Origin of the sequence: Luteibacter jiangsuensis, assembly GCF_011742555.1 — a bacterium.
Taxonomy (GTDB): Bacteria; Pseudomonadota; Gammaproteobacteria; order Xanthomonadales; family Rhodanobacteraceae; genus Luteibacter; species Luteibacter jiangsuensis.
In genome coordinates this window covers 269371-288694 of sequence record NZ_JAAQQR010000003.1, presented here as the reverse complement: position 1 = coordinate 288694, position 19324 = coordinate 269371, and the positions used below count along the sequence as shown (strand labels likewise).

Below are 19324 nucleotides of genomic sequence, written 5' to 3'. Positions count from 1 at the left end.
CGCCAGCATAGCTAACCTTGCGCCGCGACCCCAACACGCGGGAGCCTGAGACGGAAGCAGACCTCGGACGAAAGGTTTTCGGCGCGAAGCGTTCCGCCGTGCGCGCGCACGAACTGGTCCGCGATGTAGAGCCCGAGACCGAGTCCCTTGCTTGGATGGAAGCTGCCCTTGAACGGCTCGAAGAGGCGGCCGAGCACCGGCTCCGGAATCCTGCCCGCGTTGCGCACGGAAACCTCCAGCCAGTCCTTGTCCACACCTTCTGCAGCCACGTTCACCTCGCCCGCTTCGCCGTGCTGGACGGCGTTGCCGATGAGGTTGGACACGGCCTGCGCGATCCTTACGACGTCGAAGACGCCGTGCAGGTTGCCGCAGATCGACAGGCCGATGGGAAGACCGTCGTGCGCGCGGCGCATCTCGGCCACAACGTCCTCGCACACCTGGCCCAGGTCGCCTTTCTGGAAGTCCATCTTCAGGACGGAGGACCGGATGCGGGAGAAATCGAGCAGCTGCTCGATCATTCGCGCCATGCGACCGGCGCTGGTCATCACGTGCGAGGCTGTGCGCGCGAGCGGCGTGCCGTCCGCTTCCTCCACCAGCCGCTCGGCGCAGAGGCTGATCGCCGACAGCGGCGTGCGCAGGTCGTGGGTAAGCACCGCGATCATCGTTTCGTTGAGCTGAAGCGAGCGCTCGAGCCGCTCGTTGCGTTCCTTGAGTTCGAGCCGCTGGCGATGCAACTGGATGAACACGTTCACCTTGCCCAGCAACACGCGAGGATCGAGGGGCTTGTGCAGGAAATCCACCGCTCCGGCGTCATATCCCTTGAACGAGCGTGCCGGGTCATTCGGCGACGCGGTGAGGAAGATGATGGGCACGTGGCGCGTGCGCGACGAGCCGCGCATGAATTCGGCCAGCGCGAAGCCATCCATTTCGGGCATCTGCACGTCGAGCAATGCCAGGGCCACATCGTGCCGAAGCAGGAGTTCCAGCGCCTCGGCGCCCGAACCGGCCTTCAGGATATCGACGCCGTCCTGCGCCAGCAGCGCCTCCAGCGCGACGAGGTTTTGCGGCACGTCGTCGACGATGAGGATATGCGTTTCCGGCGCGCCGGCGGGCGACACGGATACGATGTCAGGAGCGAGGCTCATGCGGGGCTTCCCTTGAGGCGTTCACACATCTCGCCGAGGCGAAGGACCGCGTCGGCCCCCGCATGGGCCAGCGCGGCGTTGGGCATGGCGGGGGCTGCGGCTTCGACAGGGCACTGTATCCAGGCCTTGCCGCCTGCCGCGCGAACGGCGGCGACACCTTCGCTGCCGTCGGAACTGGCGCCGGTGAGCAGGATCGCGAGCAGGCCCCTGTCGTAAACGGCCGCCGCGGACTCGAAGAGCACGTCGATCGACGGACGCGAGAAGAGCACCGGCTCATCCATCGACAGCGCCAGGGCGTCCCTGCTCTCCACCAGCAGGTGGTAGTCAGGCGGCGCGAAATACACGTGGCCCGGCCGAACCGGCTGCTTGTCGTCGGCCTCCAGCACGGGCAACGCGCAGTACCCTCCGAGGAGTTCCGGAATGCCGCTGGGACGATCCTTGGGCACGTGCAGCACGACAAACACCGGCGCCTGGAACGACCCGGGGAGGCTGCCGAGCATGGTCTGCAGTGCGGCCACGCCGCCGGCGGAAGCGCCGATGACCAGCGCTTCCAAAGGGCTGGGCCATGCCATGTCCGCGCTCACGGCGCCACCTTCCGGTAAATGCGCTGGTTCGCCACGAAGGGTTCGAAGGCATCGGCATGGGCGCCGAACTGAAGCGATTCCTTTCCGCCCAGCCCGAGGAAGCCCCTGCGCACGAGCGCTTCGCGGAACAGTCCCACGGCCCGGTCCTGTAGTTCGCGATTGAAGTAGATGAGCACGTTGCGACACGACACCAGGTGCACTTCGGAGAACACGGAATCCGTCGCCAGGCTGTGGTCGGCGAAGACCATCTGCTTCTTCAGCCGGCGGTCGAACATCGCGTTGCCGTAAGCGGAGGTGTAGTAGTCGGACAGCGAACCGCGCCCGCCCGCGGCGAGGTAATTACGGCTGAAAAGCGGCATCCGGTCGGCGGCGAAGGTACCGTGTTCCGCCTTCGCCAGCGCTTCCGGATTGATGTCCGTGGCGTAGATCACGGACCGGTCGAGCAGGTCCTCCTCCGCGAGCAGGATGGCCAGCGACCACACTTCTTCGCCGCTGCTGCAACCGGCCACCCATACCTTGATCGACGGATAGGTTTTCAGCACCGGCAGTACCTGCTCGCGCAGGCCGAGGAAATACGCCGGATCGCGGAACATTTCCGAAACCTGCACGGTGAAGTACTGCATGGCGTCGGCGAAGAACGCAGGCTCGTGCAGGATGCGATGTTGCAGGTCGCTCATGCGTTCGCAGTCGAACCGCCCCATGGCATGGCGCATGCGCCGCCGCAGCGAGCTCATGGCGTATCCGCGGAAGTCGTAGTGGTAGCGCATGTACACGGCATCGAGCAGAAGCTTCAGCTCGATGTCGAACAGTTCGGTGGCGTCGTCGGTCATCTCCGCGAACACCATACGCGACAGAGCGACACCAGCTTGTCGATGTCGATCGGCTTGGCCATGTAATCGTTGGCACCTGCCTGCAGGCACGACTCCCGGTCGTCGGCCATGGCCTTCGCGGTCAGCGCGATGATGGGGAGGTTCTTCCAGCGCGGGTCGGCACGAATGTGCCGCATGGCGGTCAGGCCGTCCATCTCCGGCATCATCACGTCCATCAGCACGAGGTCGGGCTCGTTGGCAGTCAGCCGTTCCAGGGCTTCCACGCCGTTGCGCGCGATGTCCAGCTTCACGCCCAGCGGTTCCAGCACGCTCGTGAGCGCGAAGACGTTGCGCACGTCGTCCTCGGCGAGGAGCACAGTGCGGCCGTCGAGCATGGCGTCGCGCTGGCGTGCCTCCTTGAGCAGGCGCTGCTGGTCGGAAGGCAGCGAGGCCTCGACACTGTGCAGGAAGAGCGTTACTTCGTCGAGCAGACGCTCGGGCGAGCGGGCGCCCTTGATGATGATGCTCTTCGAATGGCGGCGCAGCTTCTGTTCCTCGTCCCGCGTGAGCGAGCGCCCGGTGTAGACGATGACCGGCGGGAAGGCGAAGGCGTCGCTGCCGGCCATGCGTTCGAGCAGGTCGTAACCCGTGCCGTCGGGAAGGGCCAGATCGGTCACCATGCAGTCGAACGTGGACGTCGTGAGTTCGCGCAGTGCGGCATCGATGGTGCCCACCGCGACGATCTCGTGCTGGTGGCTCGCCAGCAGGAGCTTCAGGTTGGCGCGGAGCTGCTCGTCGTCTTCGACGATGAGCAGGCGCCGCACCACGCGCTGATGCTGTTCCTCCAGCTGGCGGATGGCAGCGGCAAGCTTGTCGCGGCTCGCCGGCTTCAGCAGGTAGCCGACGGCGCCGAGCTCAAGGGACACCTGCGAGCGCTCCATCGCCGACACCACGTGCACGGGCACATGCCGCGTGGCCGGGTCGCGCTTCAGGCGTTCGAGCACGCTGAGTCCGGAAACGTCCGGCAAGCCGATGTCGAGCAGGATGCCGCTCGGTCCCATGTCGGCGGCGAGCCGCAGCGCCTCGTCGGCCGTGCCGGCCACGACGCAGTCGAAATCCAGCTCGTGCGCCAGTCCCACCAGCGCTTCGGCGAACACGGGATCGTCTTCCACGGCGAGGATCAACCTGCCAGGCCGTGAACGCCCTGCGCGGTCGTCGGGCACGAGCGAGGCCGGCTCCGATGCCGGAGCGACTGCGGACACGGCGGTTTCGCTCGGGCCGGAGACCGGCACGGGCGGCGTCGCGACCGGCGACACCGCGCGCGGTGCCACATCGTCGGCCGGCGGCTCCAGCGGCACGTCGAGCGTGAAGCAGCTGCCGCGCCCAGGCTCGCTCGCCACCGTGATGTCGCCGCCCATGCGCCGCGCGAGGTCGCGCGAGATGGAAAGCCCGAGCCCGGTGCCGCCGAAACGACGGCTGGTGCTGCCGTCAGCCTGGCGGAAAGCCTCGAAGATCACTTCGGTCTGGTCGGCCGGAATACCGATGCCGGTGTCGCACACCACGAAACGAATGCGATTGCCCGCACCTTCGATACGCAGCGATATCTGGCCCACCTCGGTGAACTTCAGGGCGTTGGCGAGCAGATTCTTCAGGATCTGCTGAAGGCGCTGCATGTCGCCGGTCAGCTCGTCGGGCGCGCCCACCGCCTGCTCGATGACGAGGCCCAGCCTCTTCTCGCGGCAGAGCGGCTCGAACGTTTCGCGCAGACGCTGCATCACCGCCGGTATGGCCACAGGTTCGGCGGCGAACTCGACGTGGCCTGCCTCGATCTTGGACAGGTCGAGGATGTCGTTGATCAGCGCCAGCAGGTCGTTGTTGGACGCGTGGATGGCCTGGGCGTACTTCACCTGTTCCTCGGTGAGCGTGCCGGACTTGTTGTCGGCGAGCAGCTTGGCGAGGATCAGCGAACTGTTCAGCGGCGTTCTGAGTTCGTGCGACATGTTCGCCAGGAACTCGGACTTGTAGCGGCTGGTGGCCTCGAGCGAGCGGGCGTTGCGGGTGAGTTCCGTCTGGGCCCGGATCAGGGCCTGCCGCTGCGCCTCTAGTTCGTGCGTACGCTCTTCGAGCTGCACGTTGGTCTGCTCCAGTTCGGCCTGCTGCGCTTCCAGCGAGGCCTGAGACTGTTGCAGTCCGCGGCTCTGCTCTTCGAGTTCCTCGTTGGCCACACGCAGTTCTTCCTGCTGCGTCTGCAGTTCCTCGCTCTGACGCTGCGTTTCCTCGAGCAACTCGGCCTGGCGTTGGCGGAAGAGCGCGGTGCGCATCGCTATCCCGACCACTTCCGCACTCTGTTCCAGGAGCGCCTCGCGGGCGAGGTAAGGATCGTCGGCGTCGAGCAGACCGAGTTCGATCGCCCCCATCGGCACGCCGTCGGCCGTGACGGGCATGAGCAGTACTTCCACGGGCTTGCCCTGCCCCAGCGTGGAGGCGAGCGGCAGATAGTCGCCGGGCAGGTTGTCGAGGCGGCGAACGCCGTTCTGTGCCAGCGCTTCGCCCAGCAGCCCTTCGTGCAAGGGCAACGACTTCGGCTGGCCACCGTGCAATGCCATGCCTCCCGCGAGCACCAGCCGGTCGCCCTCCACTCGGTACAGGGCGCCCACGACAGCGCCGACCCGAGCGGCAAGCGCGCGCACGGCGTTCGCTGCCACGGTCTGCGGCGTCTGCTCGCCGCGCAAGGCCGCGGCCAGGGCCGTCTGGCCTTCCTGCAACCACAACAGGCGGGTGGCACCTTCGCGAGCCCGCAAGGCCTGCCACACCACAGCCGCCATGGCCCAGGCCGAAATCACGCCGATGAACCGGTTGACGAACGAGTAACCGGACCTCGCGCCGTCAGGCGACAGTTTCATGCCGAGGATCACGAACGCTGTGGCGACGGCGGCGGTCATGAAGGGCAAGGCAAGGCGGCGCTGGAAGAGCGTCAGCCCCACCGCAATGAAATAGAGGCACCAGACCGCGTAGCCCAGGGGCGTAACGGCGTCCGCCACGAGGGTCGACAGCAAAATGAGCGCTACGGTGGCAAGGACGACACCGTCACGCGTCCGGAGATGGGAATCCATGGTCTTCGCTGGCTGAAGGCAACCGTGAATTTAAGCCCAGCGGCATGTGAAGACCTTGTGGATGAGCGGGCCGGCGCTGCGCCGCCGGCCCGGATCGATCAGATGGTCTCCAGTTCCGCCCGCACTTCCGCCGACAGGACCAGCTCCGCCGAGGCGAGGTTCTCGCGAAGATGTCCCACGGAAGAGGTGCCGGGGATCAGCAGGATGTTCGGCGAACGTTGCAGCAGCCATGCGAGCGCCACCTGCATGGGCGTGGCGCCCAGCTTTGCCGCCACGGCGTTGAGCGCGTCCGACTGCAGCGGCGAGAAACCGCCGAGGGGGAAGAACGGCACGTAGGCGATCCCCAGACCGTTCAACGCGTCGATCATGGCGTCGTCGCCACGCTGCACCAGGTTGTACTGGTTCTGCACACAGACCACCGGCGCGATGGCCTGGGCTTCCTTCACCTGGGTCAGGGTGGCGTTGCTGAGGCCGAGATGACGGATGAGCCCCTTCTCGCGTAGCGCGGCCAGCGTGGCGAACTGCGCTTCGATGGAGCCTTCCTTGGGCGCGTGGATATCGCCCATGAGCCGGAGGTTCACCACGTCCAGCACGTCGACCCCGAGGTTGCGCAGGTTGTCGTGGACAGCCTGTTCCAGTTGATGCGGCTCGAGGGCCGGCAACCACGAGGCGTCGTCGCCGCGAACCGCTCCCACCTTCGTCACGATGGTCAGCTCTTTCGGATAGGGGGCGAGCGCCTCGCGAATGATCCGGTTGGTGACGTGCGGGCCATAGAAGTCGCTGGTGTCGATGTGGTTCACGCCGGCGGCGATGGCCTCGCGGAGCACGGCCAGGGCACCCGCGTGATCCTTCGGCGGCCCGAACACCTGGGGCCCGGCCAGCTGCATGGCGCCATAGCCCATGCGATTCACGGCGCGGTCGCCGAGGGTGTACGTACCCGCCTTGCTCAAGCTGCTCATGTGCGTCTCCAGAAGATGATGTGGGTTGGACGCCACAGAGGATAGGGATTGACCCGTCGCTCGATAATCCGGTGGAATCGGCACGGGTTGTACGGAATACCGAACAATGAACGCCGATCCCCAGGACCTTCTCGCCTTCCTCTCCGTCCTGCGCGCCGGGGGCTTCCGCGAAGCCGCGCGCACAGGGGACATGTCGGCTTCCAGCCTGAGCGAGGCCGTGCGCCGTCTGGAAACTCGCCTGGGCGTGCGACTGCTCCATCGCACCACCCGCAGTGTGCGGCCGACGGAAGTGGGGGCGCGGCTGGCGGAACGCCTGGTACCGGCCCTCGGCGAGGTGGAGGCGGCGCTCGACGTGGTGAACCTCTATCGCGACCGCCCCGCCGGCACCCTGCGCATCAACGTGCCCGCCAACATCGCACGCACGGTGCTCGCGCCCATCGCCGTCCCTTTCCTCCGGCGATATCCCGACGTACGGCTGGAGGTGGTGGTGGAAGACAGCTTCGTCGATCTCATCGCGGCCGGCTGCGACGCGGGTATCCGCTATGACGAACGCCTGGAGCAGGACATGATCGCCCTGCCCATCGGGCCGCGCGCGCAACGCCTGATCACCGCGGCGGCGCCTTCATACCTGGCGGCACACGGCGTCCCGCGGCATCCGCGCGACCTGCTGCAACATGCCTGCCTGCGCGGCCAGTTCTCCGGCGGCGCAACGCCGCCATGGGAGTTCGAGCGCGACGGCGAGGTGATCCGTGTCGATGCGCCCGGCCCGTTGCTCGTGCGCACCGGCGCGGCATTCGACCTCGCCGTGCAGGCCGCCGTGGCGGGCCTGGGCATCGTCCACCTGTTCGACGACTGGCTGGCGCCGGAGGTGGCCAGCGGCGCGCTGGTGACCGTGCTGGACGACTGGTGCCAGACGTTCGAAGGGGCCTTCCTCTACTATCCGGGCCGCAAGCACCTTCCCTCGCCCTTGCGTGCGTTCGTGGAATTCGTCCGGTCGGGCACGCTCGACGCCGGCGACGGGAAAGCGAACGCCACCGCGCGCTAGCACGCGCGCCAGTTCGGCGATCAGCCCGGCGGCTTCGCGCGAGACTTTCGGGCCTTGGGGCTCTTTGGCCGCTTTCCGATGCTTGCCGCCGTCTGGCCCGTAGCGGTCACGGCGGCCTTGCCTTCGCCCAGCCGCTCCAGCCAGGACAGGTCGTCGATGTAGGAAAGAAAATGGCGGAGGTAGCCCGGCGCGGTCTCGCGCATCAGGGCCATCGACCGGTGCACGAGTGCGCTGGAATTGAGCGGGCCCGCGTTCTCGGGGGTGTCTTCGAGCGACTGCCGAAGCTGGCTCTCGGCGCGGACGCGCGACCAGATCTTCTGGAACTCGCCCAACGCCGGCAGCTCGGGGTACGCGGAGGCCTGTGCCGAGCCGGCGAGTTCGTCGACGAGACGGCCGAGCGGGCCGCGTGGCCGCTCCGCGCACGTGCCGGCCTTGTCCTGCTCACGGGCCATGGGACGTCGCGGCGGTGTCGGAAGGCTTCGGGATGGGCGCGATCTCGACGCGACGGTTTTTCGCGCGGCCTTCTTCGTTCTGGTTCGAGTCCACCGGCTGCTGCGAACCGAACGCGGCCGCGAACACGGAAGACGCCGGCACGCCTTCGGCGACGAGGGCGCGGGTCACCGTGAGCGCACGCTCGGCGGAGAGTTCCCAGTTGTCGGCGAAGTGCCGGTTGCCGTCGTGCACCTGCTGGTCGTCGGTGAATCCGCTGATCATCAGGATCTCGTCGCGCGACGTGAGGTAGCGTGTCAGCGGACCGGCCAGGCTCTTCAACAGCTCTCGGCCTTCCGGTTGGAGCTGGTCGGAGTTCAACGCGAAGAGCACGTTGCCGCGAATGCCGATACGCCCGTCCACCAGCGTGACCCGGCCCGCTGCCAGCGGTGCGGCCAGGGCCTGTTCCAGCGACGTGCGGCGCTGCTGCTCGGCCTGTCGCTGCTTCACTTCCTCGTCCAGGCGGTGCGACAGCTGCAGCTGCACGCCGATCACGCCCACGAGGATGAGCACGAACGTGCCCAGCAGCACCGACATCAGATCGCCGAAGGCTGCCCAGATGGGTACGCCGGCCTCACCTTCCATCTCCAGTTCGTCGCTCATGCCGCGTCGGTTCCTGCCGTCTCGGGACGGCTGCCGAGTCGCTGCATGTCTTCGATGATCTGCTTCTGCGACAGCACGCTGAGATCGACCACCTCGCGCGCCTGCGCCACGTAGTACGCAAGCTGTTCGTCGCTGCGCGCCAGCGAGGCGTCGAGCGCGCCGGCGATGCGGTCCAGGCGCTCCATGAGAGACTCGTTGGACTTGCCGAAGGCCTCGACGGCCGCGCCGAAGCTCTCGCCGAGGTTCGCCACCTCGGTGGCGCTGCCCGTGATGCCGGCAGCGATGTTCGCGAGCTTGCCGGTTTCGGCCTCCACCTGCTCCGCGAAACGCGAGCCCACGCGGTCGAGCAGATCGGCCGAGGTGGCCACCAGCGCATCGACGGCGGTGCGCTGTTCCGTCGACGCGTGGTTCACGGCGTCCAGCAGGGTTTCCAGCGTGGCAAGCAGGCGGCTGCGTTCCTCCAGCATCGCCGTGTCGCGCACCATGCTCTCGGAGAGCTTCTCGCGAAGCTCCGCAACCACCTGGGCCGCGATGCGCGGCGCTTCCGTCGCGGCGTCCACCAGTCGGGACACCTCCGCGATCGTATGGCTCGCGTGCGCTTGCGTGCGTTCCGCCACCTCGGCGGCCGTGCGTGCCAGGGTGTCGCAGATCTCCTTCTGGCGGTTGGCCGCTTCTTCGCCGGAGCGGTCGATGCGCCCATTGAGTTCCGCCGCGGTGGCAGCGAGGGCATCCGTCCATGCGGCCAGCCGTTCGGCGTCGCGTGCGGCGAGAGTCGCCTCGAGATTCGCCTGGGACTGCTGCACGGCCTGGAGCATCGAGGCGCCGCCTTCGCGGAACACCACGGTGGCCTCGGCGACGGCGTCCTTCCATGCGCCCGTCACCGACCGCGACGACGCGTCGAGATGCCCGGACAGACCGTCGAGCTGGCGCTGCACGGACTGGGTCACGGTGTCGTGCAAGGCAGCGGTTTCGCGAGCGAGCGCGGCCATGGTCGATTCCACGACGGGCTGGAATGCCGCGCCGGCCGCACGGGCGCTCTCGGTCACGCTGTCGCGGAGCGATTGCTCTACCGACGACGCAAGGCGCGCGTACACCGCTTCCGTGCGCGAGTGGAAAGCTTCCTGGTTCGCCAGCTGGCGCTCGCTGGCCGAGAGGTTCTGCCGCTCCATCGCCGCCATCATCGCTTCCAGCCGCTCGACCAGCACGGGCAGCGAGGCGGTCTGCTGCTGCAACAGCTTGAACGCCTCGTCGCGCTGGTGGGCCTGCGAATAGGGACGCAGGGTCGTGGCGATGCGTGCGTCCAGACGCTGCACCACAAGCAGACGTTCGCGGCGGCAAAGCGCGGACAGCAGGCCGAGCATCGCGGAACTCGCGACACCGGCAATCGATGTGCCGAAGGCGAAGCCCAGACCCTTCACGGGTGCGGCGAGCGAGCCGCGAATGGCTTGCAGGTCGGTGGCGCTTTCGAGCGCGACGCCGGTGCCGCGTAGCGTGGCCATCATGCCGAGGAGCGTGCCGAGCATGCCCAGCAGCACGAGGAGGCCGACGAGGTAGGGCGTCATTGCTGGCGTGGGCAAGGCCATGCGCGCGCCTTCGATGCGCAGGCGCACAGGGCTGCGCAGGCTCGGGTGCAGGCGCTCCAGCCAAGGTCCGAGCGTGGGCGGCACGTCGTCCAGGCCAGCCAGTGCGTCGCGCAGCGTGTGCGTGGCGCGGCGGTATCGCTGCAGTTCCACGGCGCCCGCGAGATAGCAGGCGCCGATGAGCGCCGCGACGAGGGCGCCGAGCGGGTTGGAGCCGACATAGCCCACTCCGATCCAGCCCACGGCGATGAAGCCCACGACAAAAACGGCGATGTAGAGAAGATTCTTGACCATGACTACCCGATTAGCGGGTGCGAAGCGCGGCGAGCAGCGCTTCCACCGGTTGAAAACGTACGTCCAGCTCGGCGAGCAGCACGCTGCGCATGTCGCCGCGGAACCTGTCCAGCCAACTGTCCTGCGAAGGCACCGTGCCCTCTTCCAGGGAGGCGGCTTCCGCCTCGCCCGCACGACGCAGCCGGTCGAAGTGGTCGCCGAGCACCGCCGGCACCGTGGCCAGCAGCTTCTGTTCGCGGGGGCTCAATGCCATCTCCATGACCGCATCCACCTCGGCCAGGCGGGCCATGGACGGCGAAACCTGCGCCAGCATGTCGCGCAGGCGGCCACGCAGCTGCCCCGTGGTGCCTTGCATCGATCGCTGGAGCGTGAGGTAGCGCTGCCGGAACGGCGCGAAGTCCGCGAGCGCGTCGACCTTGCCGGAGCGACTCGCCGCCCGGGGCGCCAGCTCCCGTGCGCCTTCGATCGCCTTCACCAGCGTGGCCCGGGCACGCGCGCACTCGGCGTCCTCCCGGCTCTCGAACGGGGGGACGTCGTCCGGCGCCGGGGGCGTACGCCCGTCGAGGGCCGTGGAGAGCGCGATGGCGTGGGTCCAGTCCAGCCACCGGCTGAGCCGGTCGGGCAGGGACGGACCCGATGCCCCGGCCTCGACGGCCGTGAGGCGCGCGAGCAGGCGGATGAAGGTCGGGCCGCGGACGGTCGTCCGCTGGAGAGCTTGCACGGTTAACTTATTGAGACAAAACCGCGATTTTACACGGTATTGCCGGCTTCACCCCGCCGGGGCCGTTCATGTAGCACCATGGCGCATCCCACCAGGAGGGCCAGCCGCGGCTGGGTGATCGTCGCGAGCCACGCCTTGCGCGTTACGTCACTTCGTTGATGCGCACGTGGTTACCGGCCGGATCGCGGAAGGCGCAATCGCGTATGCCGTAAGGCTGCATGGTCGGTTCCTGCACCACTTCCGCGCCCGTCGCCTGAATGCGCTCGAAGGTAGCATCCAGGTCGCGCGACGCGAGAATGATCATGGCGTACGTGCCCTTGGCCATCATCTCTGAGATGGTGCGGCGTTCGTCGTCGGTGAGGCCAGGGGTCGCGCCGGGCGGATGCAGGACGATGGATGTGTCCGGCTGGCCCTTGGGGCCCACCGTGATCCAACGCATGCCGCCATAGGCGACGTCCTTGCGCACCTCGAAGCCGAGCGTGTCGCGGTAGAAGGCCAGAGAAGCTTCGGGGTCGACCTGCGGAAGGAAGCTGGAGTAGATGCTGATATCCATCATGAGTGTTCCCATGCGTGGCGAATTCCACGGCGATCAGTCTACGGTTGACTCCTCGATGGGCGCTTCTCGATTCCTGACGGGTCTGCTCACCTGCTTCGCCACGCAGGCGGGCAACCCTTCCGTGGCTCGCGCTTCCGTCGCCCGGTAGACACTTGGCGGCACGCCTACCAGTTCGGCAAAACGGGTGCTGAAGGTTCCCAACGATGCGCAACCGACAGCAAAGCAAACCTCGGTGACGCTCAGTTCGCCCTGACGCAATAGCGCCATGGCACGCTCGATGCGCCGCGTCATGAGGTACGAATACGGCGACTCCCCATACGCCAGCCGGAATTGCCGGCTCAGGTGGCCTGCCGACATGCCCGCGGCACGGCCCAGCGCTTCCACGTCGAGCGGCTGCGCATAGTCGCGATCGATACGGTCGCGGACGCGGCGAAGACGGGCAAGATCGCGCAGGTGTTGGGCGGTGGCGGGCCGGCTGGACATGCACGAATCGTGTCACGCCAGCCGGGTCGGCTCAACCGAGTCGCATCGACATTTCCACGTCCTCGTCGAACGGCAGCGACATGTAGCCGCCGTCCACCGAGCGCACGCGCGCCAGGTAGTCAGGGCTGTAATCGGCGTTATCGGCGACGACGAACGCACCGGGGCGGAGGCGGCTTTCCAGAAGATCCAGTATCTCGGGATAGAGCGCCTTCGCACCGTCCAGCAGCACGAGGTCGATGGTCTCGGGGAGGTTCGTCGCCAGCGTCTGCAAAGCGTCGCCCTCGCGGATTTCCACGAGATCCATGAGCCCGGCAGCCTCGAGGTTGCCGCGGGCGCGCGTCACCTTGGACGACTCGAACTCGCTGGTGATCAGCCGCCCGCCACCGTTCTCGCGCAGCGCGGCAGCCAGGTGGATGGTGGAAATGCCGAACGACGTGCCGAACTCCACGATGCTGCGCGCCCCGCAACCGCGGGCAAGCATGTAGAGGAGCCGGCCCGTGGATCGCGACACGGCAAGGGGGAAGTCTTTCAGCCGTCCATAGAATTCGGCGTAGTCGGTCTTGCTGCGCATCAGGCGCTCGTGCTCGTCGCGGGGCATGGCGGCAATGGAGGGCACCGCCATCGGCGAGTTGGCATCGGCCTCCTCGAACAGGCGGTCGAGCAGGGACGCCAGGGGCGCGGAGGAAAGGATGGTCATGGGAACGTGCTCCAGTCGGAATACGAGGAAGTGCCGGCCGAAGTAGAATGCGACGGATTCGTCAGGTTTCCTATTCGCATTGCCGGGACCCCCATGGCCAAGAGACCGAATCCTCTTATTTCCTCGCGAAAACAGCCGAAACAGGCCCGCTCGAACGATCTGGTTTCCGCGGTGCTCGAGGCGGCTGCTCAGGTTCTGGCGGCAGAGGGTGCGCAACGTTTCACCACGGCACGGGTTGCCGAGAAGGCCGGCGTGAGCGTCGGTTCGCTTTACCAGTACTTTCCGAACAAGGCCGCCATCCTCTTCCGCTTGCAGAGCGACGAGTGGCGTCAGACCACGGACATGCTGCGGGGCATTCTCGAGGACACGTCGCAATCGCCGCCGCAGCGATTGCGCACGCTGGTTCACGCCTTCGTCCGTTCGGAATGCGAAGAAGCCGACATGCGTGTGGCGCTGAACGATGCCGCGCCGCTCTATCGCGACGCGCCGGAGGCGCACGAGGTGCGCGCCGCCGGCGCGCGTATCGTGGCCGACTTCATGGCGGAAGCGCTGCCCGACACTCCGGCATCGGTTCGGGCCCTTGTCGGCGACCTGCTCAAGACGACGCTGAGCGCCGTGGGCAAGGAGTTCTCGGAACGACCGCGCAGCGACGAGGAAATCGAAACGTATGCCGACGCGATGGCGGACATGGTGTGCGCCTATCTCGCCGACCTGCGATCCCGTCCGGGCGGCTGATCCGGGTATCGGAGCGCGGCACACACCCACATGCTAGGCTCGCGGCGGAGGCCCTCCGATGCCGCAAGCCGACACGAACGAGTTGACTGTCAGCGCTTCGCTGGATACGGCGAGCGTGTCCGTGCGCAACATGGTCTGCCATGGCGGATGCGCGCACCGCGGACCGGAGGAATGCGCCGCCGCGACGTACCTCGTCTTTCCCTACCGCGGCGTCTACGTGCGGCATGTCGGCCGCGATCAGGCCGTGGCAGACGCCAATCACGTGGTTTTCTTCAACGCCGACGAGCATTACCGCATCGCGCATCCGGTGCGGGGCAGCGACCGATAACTCCATCGGCTCATGCTTCGACTCTCCCAACGGTGTGCTCTCGCATCTTGCCGACCGAGGCGCTGGGTGCCTGCTTTCGCAGGCACGACGGTAGGTGGGGACGCTGCGAAACCGTCGCATCGCGCTCTTATGGGAGCCGCTTCAGCGGCGATGGGTGCTCGTGGCAAGCTCACCCGCTGCCGCGGAATCGCCGGCGAAGCCGGCTCCCACACAGAGCACGAAGTACTCGTATTTCGTGGGGATCGGGGTCGGTCTTCTTGCCGCCATATCGTCATGCCTGCAAAGGCAGGCACCCGGCGACTCAAGCGCGGAAGGTCGCCACAGGCGCGTGCGCACCCTGCTCCTCACCAATTGCGATACGGAACACGAATGCCCGCCGGCAGCCATGGCGCCGGTGATCGCCATGTCGCATCAAGGCACCTATTCCGTATCGGGGAACCGGGGCCGTGCCCGTGGCTTATGATGCCGTGGCACCCTCCAGGAGGAAGCGATCGCATATGAGCGGAGCGTCACACAGCACGGAGGAACTGCCTTATGGCCCGGCGGAAGGAGCCCCTTGGCGGTCCCGGTGGTTTCATATCATCTTCGGCCACGACGACGCGCCTGGCCGCGCGTTCGACGTCGTCCTCATTGTCGCCATCCTGGCCAGTGTGCTGGTGACGATCCTCGATTCGGTGCCTGCGCTTCATGGCGGCTATGCCCGCACGTTCTACGTCCTGGAATGGCTGTTCACGGCGGCGTTCAGTGTGGAATACGTCTTGCGCATCGCCGTTGTGAACCGGCCGGTCAGGTACATGCGGAGTTTCTTCGGCTGCGTGGACCTGCTGTCCCTGCTTCCGGCGTACCTCAGCCTGCTGTTCGCCGGGAGCCAGTACCTGCTGGTGATACGGGCGCTGCGGATGCTGCGCATCTTCCGCATACTCAAGCTCAACCGTTATGTCGACGAGTCGCACTTGCTCGTGTCCACGCTGGCGCGCAGCCGGCACAAGATTCTGGTTTTCGTGTGCGCGATCCTCACCCTCGTCATGATCTTCGGTGCCCTGATGTATGTGATCGAGGGGCCGGAACATGGCTTCACTAGCATACCCACGTCCATGTACTGGGCCGTCGTGACGATGACCACCGTGGGATTCGGCGACATCACGCCACACACCGTGCTTGGACAGTTGCTCACGTCCGTGATCATGCTGGTCGGGTACAGCATCATCGCGGTACCCACGGGCATCTTCGCCGCCGAGCTTGCCGCAGGCATGCGCGAGGCGAGAACCCACGCACGCTGCGGCGTTTGCCATTGCGACGAGCACGAAGCGGATGCAAGGTTCTGCCGCCGCTGCGGTGCCGTGCTCGACACTTCCGTGTAAGCGCGGCTCAGAGCTCCGCCGATACCTTCCAGAGATCCGTTCCGCCGTCGCTCGCGTAGCGATCGATCTCGGCCAGTTCCTCTGTCGAGAAGGCCAGCCCGCGCAGGGCGCCCAGGGAATCGTCGAGCTGGGCGACCGTGCGGGCGCCGATGAGCGCCGAGGTGACGCGCGGATCGCGAAGCACCCACGCGATGGCCATCTGCGCGAGCGTCTGGCCGCGGCGCTCCGCAATGGCGTTCAGGGCGCGGACGCGCGCGAGGTTCGTCTCGTTCAACTGCGTCTTGCCGAGCGAACCCTCGCGGGTCACGCGAGCGTCGGCCGGGATGCCGCCGAGGTATTTCGACGTGAGCAGACCCTGCGCCAGCGGCGAGAACGCGATGCAACCGGTGCCGAGGCTTTCCAGCGTGTCGAGGAGGCCGTCCTCGATCCAGCGGTTGAACATGGAGTAGTTCGGCTGGTGGATGAACAGCGGCACACGCTCGTCGGCGAGGATGGCCGCTGCCTGCCGGGTCAGTTCCGGGGAGTAGCTGGAAATACCCACGTACAGCGCCTTGCCCTGCCGGTGCAGGTGCGCAAGCGCGCCCATCGTTTCCTCGAGTGGCGTCGTGGGATCCACGCGATGGGAATAGAAGATGTCGACGTAGTCGAGGCCCATGCGCTTCAGCGACTGGTCCAGGCTGGCGATGAGGTACTTGCGGCTGCCGCCGATGCCGCCATAGGGGCCCGGCCACATGTCCCAGCCGGCTTTCGTGGAGATGATCAACTCGTCGCGGTAGGGCGCGAAGTCGCTCGCCATCACCCGGCCGAAGTTCTCTTCCGCCGAGCCATACGGCGGGCCGTAATTGTTCGCGAGGTCGAAATGGGTCACGCCCCGGTCGAAGGCGCGGCGCAGGATGGCGCGGCCCGTCTCGAACACGTCGGCACCGCCGAAGTTCTGCCACAGGCCGAGCGAGATGGCGGGAAGGTCGATGCCGCTGCGTCCGCAGCGGCGATAGGGCATGAGGTTGTCGTAACGATCCGAGGCTGCCTGGTAGGTCATGGGGGGCTCCGCTGGGATGTGGGGACGGCCGGATGAAGCCCCTCATGTTACGCTTCCCGAGGCATGCATCGACGACACCACCCGGACCTGGCAGCCGCCCGTCGCGAGCCGGCGCTACCCCGCACGACCACCTTCGCCTCGGCCCTTCGCCTGTGGGCCGTGATGCTTGCGTGCGGCCTGGGAGTGCTGTTGGGTTCTGTGCTTCTGGGCGGTGCCGATTCCAGCATCGCCGCGTCCTGGCAGGCGCTGGTGTCGCCCGCGGATACCGCCATGCACGCCATCGTGTGGGAGCTGCGCGTGCCGCGCGCCGTCGCGGCCTATGGCGTGGGTGGCCTGCTGGCGGTGTCCGGGTGCCTCATGCAGATCCTCGTGCGTAATCCGCTCGCCGACCCTTATACGCTCGGCCTGTCCGGCGGTGCCGCCGTCGGCGCGCTGGCCGCCATGCTGGCCGGAGCGGGAGCGGCGATCACCGCCATGGGCGCCGCGGCCGGCGCGCTGCTCGCGTGCGTCACCGTGTTCGTGCTCGCCCATCGCGACCTGCTCGCTCGCGCCCGCGCGGCGCAACGCGAGGATTCCACCGACCTCATCCTGATCGGCGTGATGCTCGCCTCAGGTTTCGGCGCTATCGTCAGCATGATGCTGGTGCTCGCGCCCGACAGGAACCTGCGCGGCATGCTTTTCTGGATGATGGGCGACTTGAGCGGCGTGGCGCATGCGTGGCTGCCCGTGGTCATGCTGCTGGCATGCGTACTCTTCGTCGCGCCGCTCGGCCGCCAGCTGAACCTGCTGATGCGCGGCGAAGAATCGGCCAGCGCACTCGGTGTGCGTCCGAATGTCGTCAAGTCCGCCATCTTCGTTGTCGCTTCCCTCGCTACCGCCGTCGCCGTGACCACGGCGGGGACGGTGGGCTTCGTCGGCCTGGTGGTGCCGCACGCACTGCGACGCCTCGTCGGCAACGACCAGCGCGTGCTTCTGCCCGCCTGCGCCATCGGCGGCGGCATCGTGGTCACCGTTGCCGACACCATCTCGCGCGTCGTGGCCGACCCCATCCAGCTGCCTGTGGGCGCGGTGATGGCCGTCATCGGCGTCCCGACCTTCATGTTCCTGCTGGTACGGCGGCGATGAGCCTCGATCTCGTCGCCGACTCGCTCGCGCTGTCGATGCGCGGCCGCACGCTCATCCGGGCGCTGGATATGCGTGTGGCGCCGGGGCAGGTGTGGTGCGTGCTGGGCCCCAACGGCGCGGGCAAATCCACACTCCTGCGCACGCTGGCCGGTTTGCGTGCGGCCGACGGCGGGCGCGTGCTGCTGGGCGGCCGCGACGTCGCCGGCTATCGCCCCATCGAACTCGCGCGTCGGCGTGGCTTCCTGCCGCAAACGATCGTGGACGCGTTCAGCCTCACCGTGATGGAAGCCGTGATGTCGGCACGTCATCCCAGCCTGCCGTTCTGGGCTTGGGGAGAGCGCGACACCGGCCCGGCGGAACACGCCTTGCACACCTTCGAACTGGAATCCCTGGCGGATCGCGACGTGACCACCCTGTCGGGAGGCGAACGCCAGCGCGTGAACATCGCCACGCTGTTCACGCAGGATGTGGACGTGTTGCTCCTCGACGAGCCGCTGTCGTCATTGGACCTTCACCACCAGATGAAGACGCTGCACGAACTGATGCGCGCGGCGTCCGTGCACGGCAAAGCGGTGGTCTACACCGTGCACGACATCAACCTCGCCTTCCAGCATGCGACGCACGCCGTGCTGCTCGACGGCAAGGGCGGTGCGTTGGCGGGGTTGAAGGACGATGTGATAACCAGCGAGCATCTGACCGCTGCCTTCCACCATCCCATCCATGGCGTGCTGCTCGGCAACGAGCCCTTCTTTCGCGCCGCGCGGCTGCATGGAACCTCCACGTGAAACGCCTGCTCGCCTGCCTTGCCCTGCTCGTTGCCTGCACACCGGCCGTGGCCTCCGTCAGCGTGGTCGACGACGCGGGGCGAACCGTCGTGCTGCCCGCACCCGCGCGGCGCATCGTCAGCCTCGCTCCCAACATCACCGACACGCTGTTCGCCGCTGGCGCGGGAAACTACGTGCTGGGCACCTCGCGGTTCACGGAATACCCGGCGGAAGCGAAAAAGGTGCCGGTGGTGGGCGACGCCACGATGATCGACCTTGAGCGCATCGTGGGCCTGAAGCCCGACATCGTCATCGTGTGGAAAAGCGGAAACGCCGCCGCGCAGGTCGACAAGCTCGTTCGCCTGGGCCTGCCCGTGTTCTATGCGGAAACGACACGACTCGCCGACATTCCTTCCGCGGTACGGCGCTTCGGCGTGCTGGCGGGAACGGAAGACACGGCGGAACGGCGCGCCCGCGCCTTCGAGTCGTCCCTGAAAACCCTGCGTACCGCCTACGCCGGGAAGCGGCGGCTGCGGGTCTTCTATCAGGTGTGGGACCGCCCCCTGATGACCGTCGGACACGCCCAGATCATCGACGACGCATTGGATCTCTGCGGCGGCGACAACATCTTCGCCGACCTCACCCAGGCCGCGCCCACCGTCGGGCGCGAGGCCGTGATCGCCCGCCGCCCCGACGTCATCCTCGGCGGCGGCGACGGCGGCGCCCTGGACGATTGGAAGCGCACGGGCTTCCTCCCGGCCGCGCGGAACGGCAACGTGCTTTCCCTCGACGCGCCGACCCTGGCCCTGCCCTCCCCCTCGATACTGTCGGGTGTGACCACGCTCTGTCGCGTGCTCGACGAAGCCCGCAGCCGGGTGTCGAAGCATCCTTAAC

General features: G+C 67.2%; 19 protein-coding genes and 1 pseudogene. 7 read left to right on the top strand and 13 right to left on the bottom strand.

Annotated elements, in window-relative coordinates:
- Positions 1–11 precede the first annotated feature (11 nt).
- From HBF26_RS08085 to HBF26_RS08065, 5 genes are all read right to left on the bottom strand, one after another.
- Positions 12–1145: a hybrid sensor histidine kinase/response regulator gene (locus tag HBF26_RS08085; RefSeq protein ID WP_167124871.1), complete on the bottom strand. Its 1134-nt coding sequence runs from the start codon at positions 1143–1145 to the stop codon at positions 12–14.
- The gene (locus HBF26_RS08080) at positions 1142–1717 is read right to left on the bottom strand and encodes a chemotaxis protein CheB (protein WP_167124869.1); all 576 of its coding nucleotides are present in this window, start codon (positions 1715–1717) and stop codon (positions 1142–1144) included. The genes HBF26_RS08085 and HBF26_RS08080 overlap by 4 nt, the downstream gene beginning before the upstream one ends.
- 8 nt (positions 1718–1725) lie before the next feature.
- Positions 1726–2583 carry a CheR family methyltransferase gene (locus HBF26_RS08075; protein WP_167125503.1) on the bottom strand — a complete coding sequence of 286 codons (858 nt, stop codon included), beginning with the start codon at positions 2581–2583 and terminating at the stop codon, positions 1726–1728.
- Positions 2556–5651, bottom strand: a complete 3096-nt coding sequence (locus HBF26_RS08070; RefSeq protein WP_167124867.1) for a response regulator — start codon at positions 5649–5651, stop codon at positions 2556–2558. The genes HBF26_RS08075 and HBF26_RS08070 overlap by 28 nt, the downstream gene beginning before the upstream one ends.
- A 98-nt stretch (positions 5652–5749) precedes the next feature.
- Positions 5750–6610 carry an aldo/keto reductase family oxidoreductase gene (locus HBF26_RS08065; protein WP_167124865.1) on the bottom strand — a complete coding sequence of 287 codons (861 nt, stop codon included), beginning with the start codon at positions 6608–6610 and terminating at the stop codon, positions 5750–5752.
- 106 nt (positions 6611–6716) lie between these two features.
- Here HBF26_RS08065 and HBF26_RS08060 point away from each other — a divergent pair, with 106 nt between their 5' ends.
- Complete coding sequence (locus tag HBF26_RS08060) at positions 6717–7655, top strand: LysR family transcriptional regulator (RefSeq protein WP_167124863.1); 939 nt, start codon at positions 6717–6719, stop codon at positions 7653–7655.
- A gap of 20 nt (positions 7656–7675) precedes the next feature.
- On the opposite strand, the pseudogene HBF26_RS08055 reads toward HBF26_RS08060, so the two are convergent.
- The 7 genes and pseudogenes from HBF26_RS08055 to HBF26_RS08025 form a co-directional block, all read right to left on the bottom strand.
- Positions 7676–8119 (bottom strand): annotated as a pseudogene (locus HBF26_RS08055) (DUF2894 domain-containing protein); the annotation flags it as partial.
- Complete coding sequence (locus HBF26_RS08050) at positions 8097–8747, bottom strand: OmpA family protein (RefSeq protein ID WP_167124859.1); 651 nt, start codon at positions 8745–8747, stop codon at positions 8097–8099. The gene HBF26_RS08050 and the pseudogene HBF26_RS08055, both read right to left, overlap by 23 nt.
- Positions 8744–10621 (bottom strand): coiled-coil domain-containing protein, encoded by a 1878-nt coding sequence (locus HBF26_RS08045; RefSeq protein ID WP_167124857.1) that lies wholly within the window; start codon positions 10619–10621, stop codon positions 8744–8746. Before HBF26_RS08045 ends, HBF26_RS08050 begins: the two co-directional genes overlap by 4 nt.
- A gap of 10 nt (positions 10622–10631) precedes the next feature.
- Entirely contained in the window at positions 10632–11342 is a 711-nt protein-coding gene (locus HBF26_RS08040) for a DUF3348 family protein (RefSeq protein ID WP_167124855.1), read from the bottom strand.
- A 142-nt stretch (positions 11343–11484) separates the two neighbouring features.
- Complete coding sequence (locus HBF26_RS08035) at positions 11485–11898, bottom strand: VOC family protein (protein WP_240151254.1); 414 nt, start codon at positions 11896–11898, stop codon at positions 11485–11487.
- Between the two features lie 33 nt (positions 11899–11931).
- Positions 11932–12381 carry a helix-turn-helix transcriptional regulator gene (locus tag HBF26_RS08030; protein WP_167029001.1) on the bottom strand — a complete coding sequence of 150 codons (450 nt, stop codon included), beginning with the start codon at positions 12379–12381 and terminating at the stop codon, positions 11932–11934.
- Between the two features lie 31 nt (positions 12382–12412).
- Positions 12413–13078: an O-methyltransferase gene (locus HBF26_RS08025; RefSeq protein WP_167124853.1), complete on the bottom strand. Its 666-nt coding sequence runs from the start codon at positions 13076–13078 to the stop codon at positions 12413–12415.
- 93 nt (positions 13079–13171) lie between these two features.
- Between HBF26_RS08025 and HBF26_RS08020 the strand changes: the two genes are divergently transcribed.
- The 3 genes from HBF26_RS08020 (at position 13172) to HBF26_RS08010 (ending at position 15502) form a co-directional block, all read left to right on the top strand.
- Positions 13172–13813, top strand: a complete 642-nt coding sequence (locus tag HBF26_RS08020) for a TetR/AcrR family transcriptional regulator (protein WP_167124851.1) — start codon at positions 13172–13174, stop codon at positions 13811–13813.
- A gap of 58 nt (positions 13814–13871) precedes the next feature.
- Positions 13872–14141: a hypothetical protein gene (locus tag HBF26_RS08015; RefSeq protein WP_167124849.1), complete on the top strand. Its 270-nt coding sequence runs from the start codon at positions 13872–13874 to the stop codon at positions 14139–14141.
- A gap of 497 nt (positions 14142–14638) precedes the next feature.
- Positions 14639–15502, top strand: a complete 864-nt coding sequence (locus HBF26_RS08010) for an ion transporter (RefSeq protein WP_167124847.1) — start codon at positions 14639–14641, stop codon at positions 15500–15502.
- A 7-nt stretch (positions 15503–15509) separates the two neighbouring features.
- Here HBF26_RS08010 and mgrA read toward each other — a convergent pair whose 3' ends face one another.
- On the bottom strand, positions 15510–16541 hold the full coding sequence (mgrA, locus tag HBF26_RS08005; RefSeq protein ID WP_167124845.1) for an L-glyceraldehyde 3-phosphate reductase: 1032 nt from the start codon (positions 16539–16541) through the stop codon (positions 15510–15512).
- A gap of 63 nt (positions 16542–16604) precedes the next feature.
- Here mgrA and HBF26_RS08000 point away from each other — a divergent pair, with 63 nt between their 5' ends.
- The 3 genes from HBF26_RS08000 to HBF26_RS07990 are packed head-to-tail and all read left to right on the top strand — an operon-like array spanning position 16605 to position 19323.
- Positions 16605–17666 (top strand): FecCD family ABC transporter permease, encoded by a 1062-nt coding sequence (locus tag HBF26_RS08000; RefSeq protein ID WP_167124843.1) that lies wholly within the window; start codon positions 16605–16607, stop codon positions 17664–17666.
- Positions 17663–18451, top strand: coding sequence for an ABC transporter ATP-binding protein (locus HBF26_RS07995; protein WP_167124841.1), 789 nt, complete (start codon positions 17663–17665; stop codon positions 18449–18451). The genes HBF26_RS08000 and HBF26_RS07995 overlap by 4 nt, the downstream gene beginning before the upstream one ends.
- Positions 18448–19323, top strand: coding sequence for a helical backbone metal receptor (locus HBF26_RS07990; protein ID WP_167124838.1), 876 nt, complete (start codon positions 18448–18450; stop codon positions 19321–19323). Before HBF26_RS07995 ends, HBF26_RS07990 begins: the two co-directional genes overlap by 4 nt.
- Position 19324: the final 1 nt, after the last annotated feature.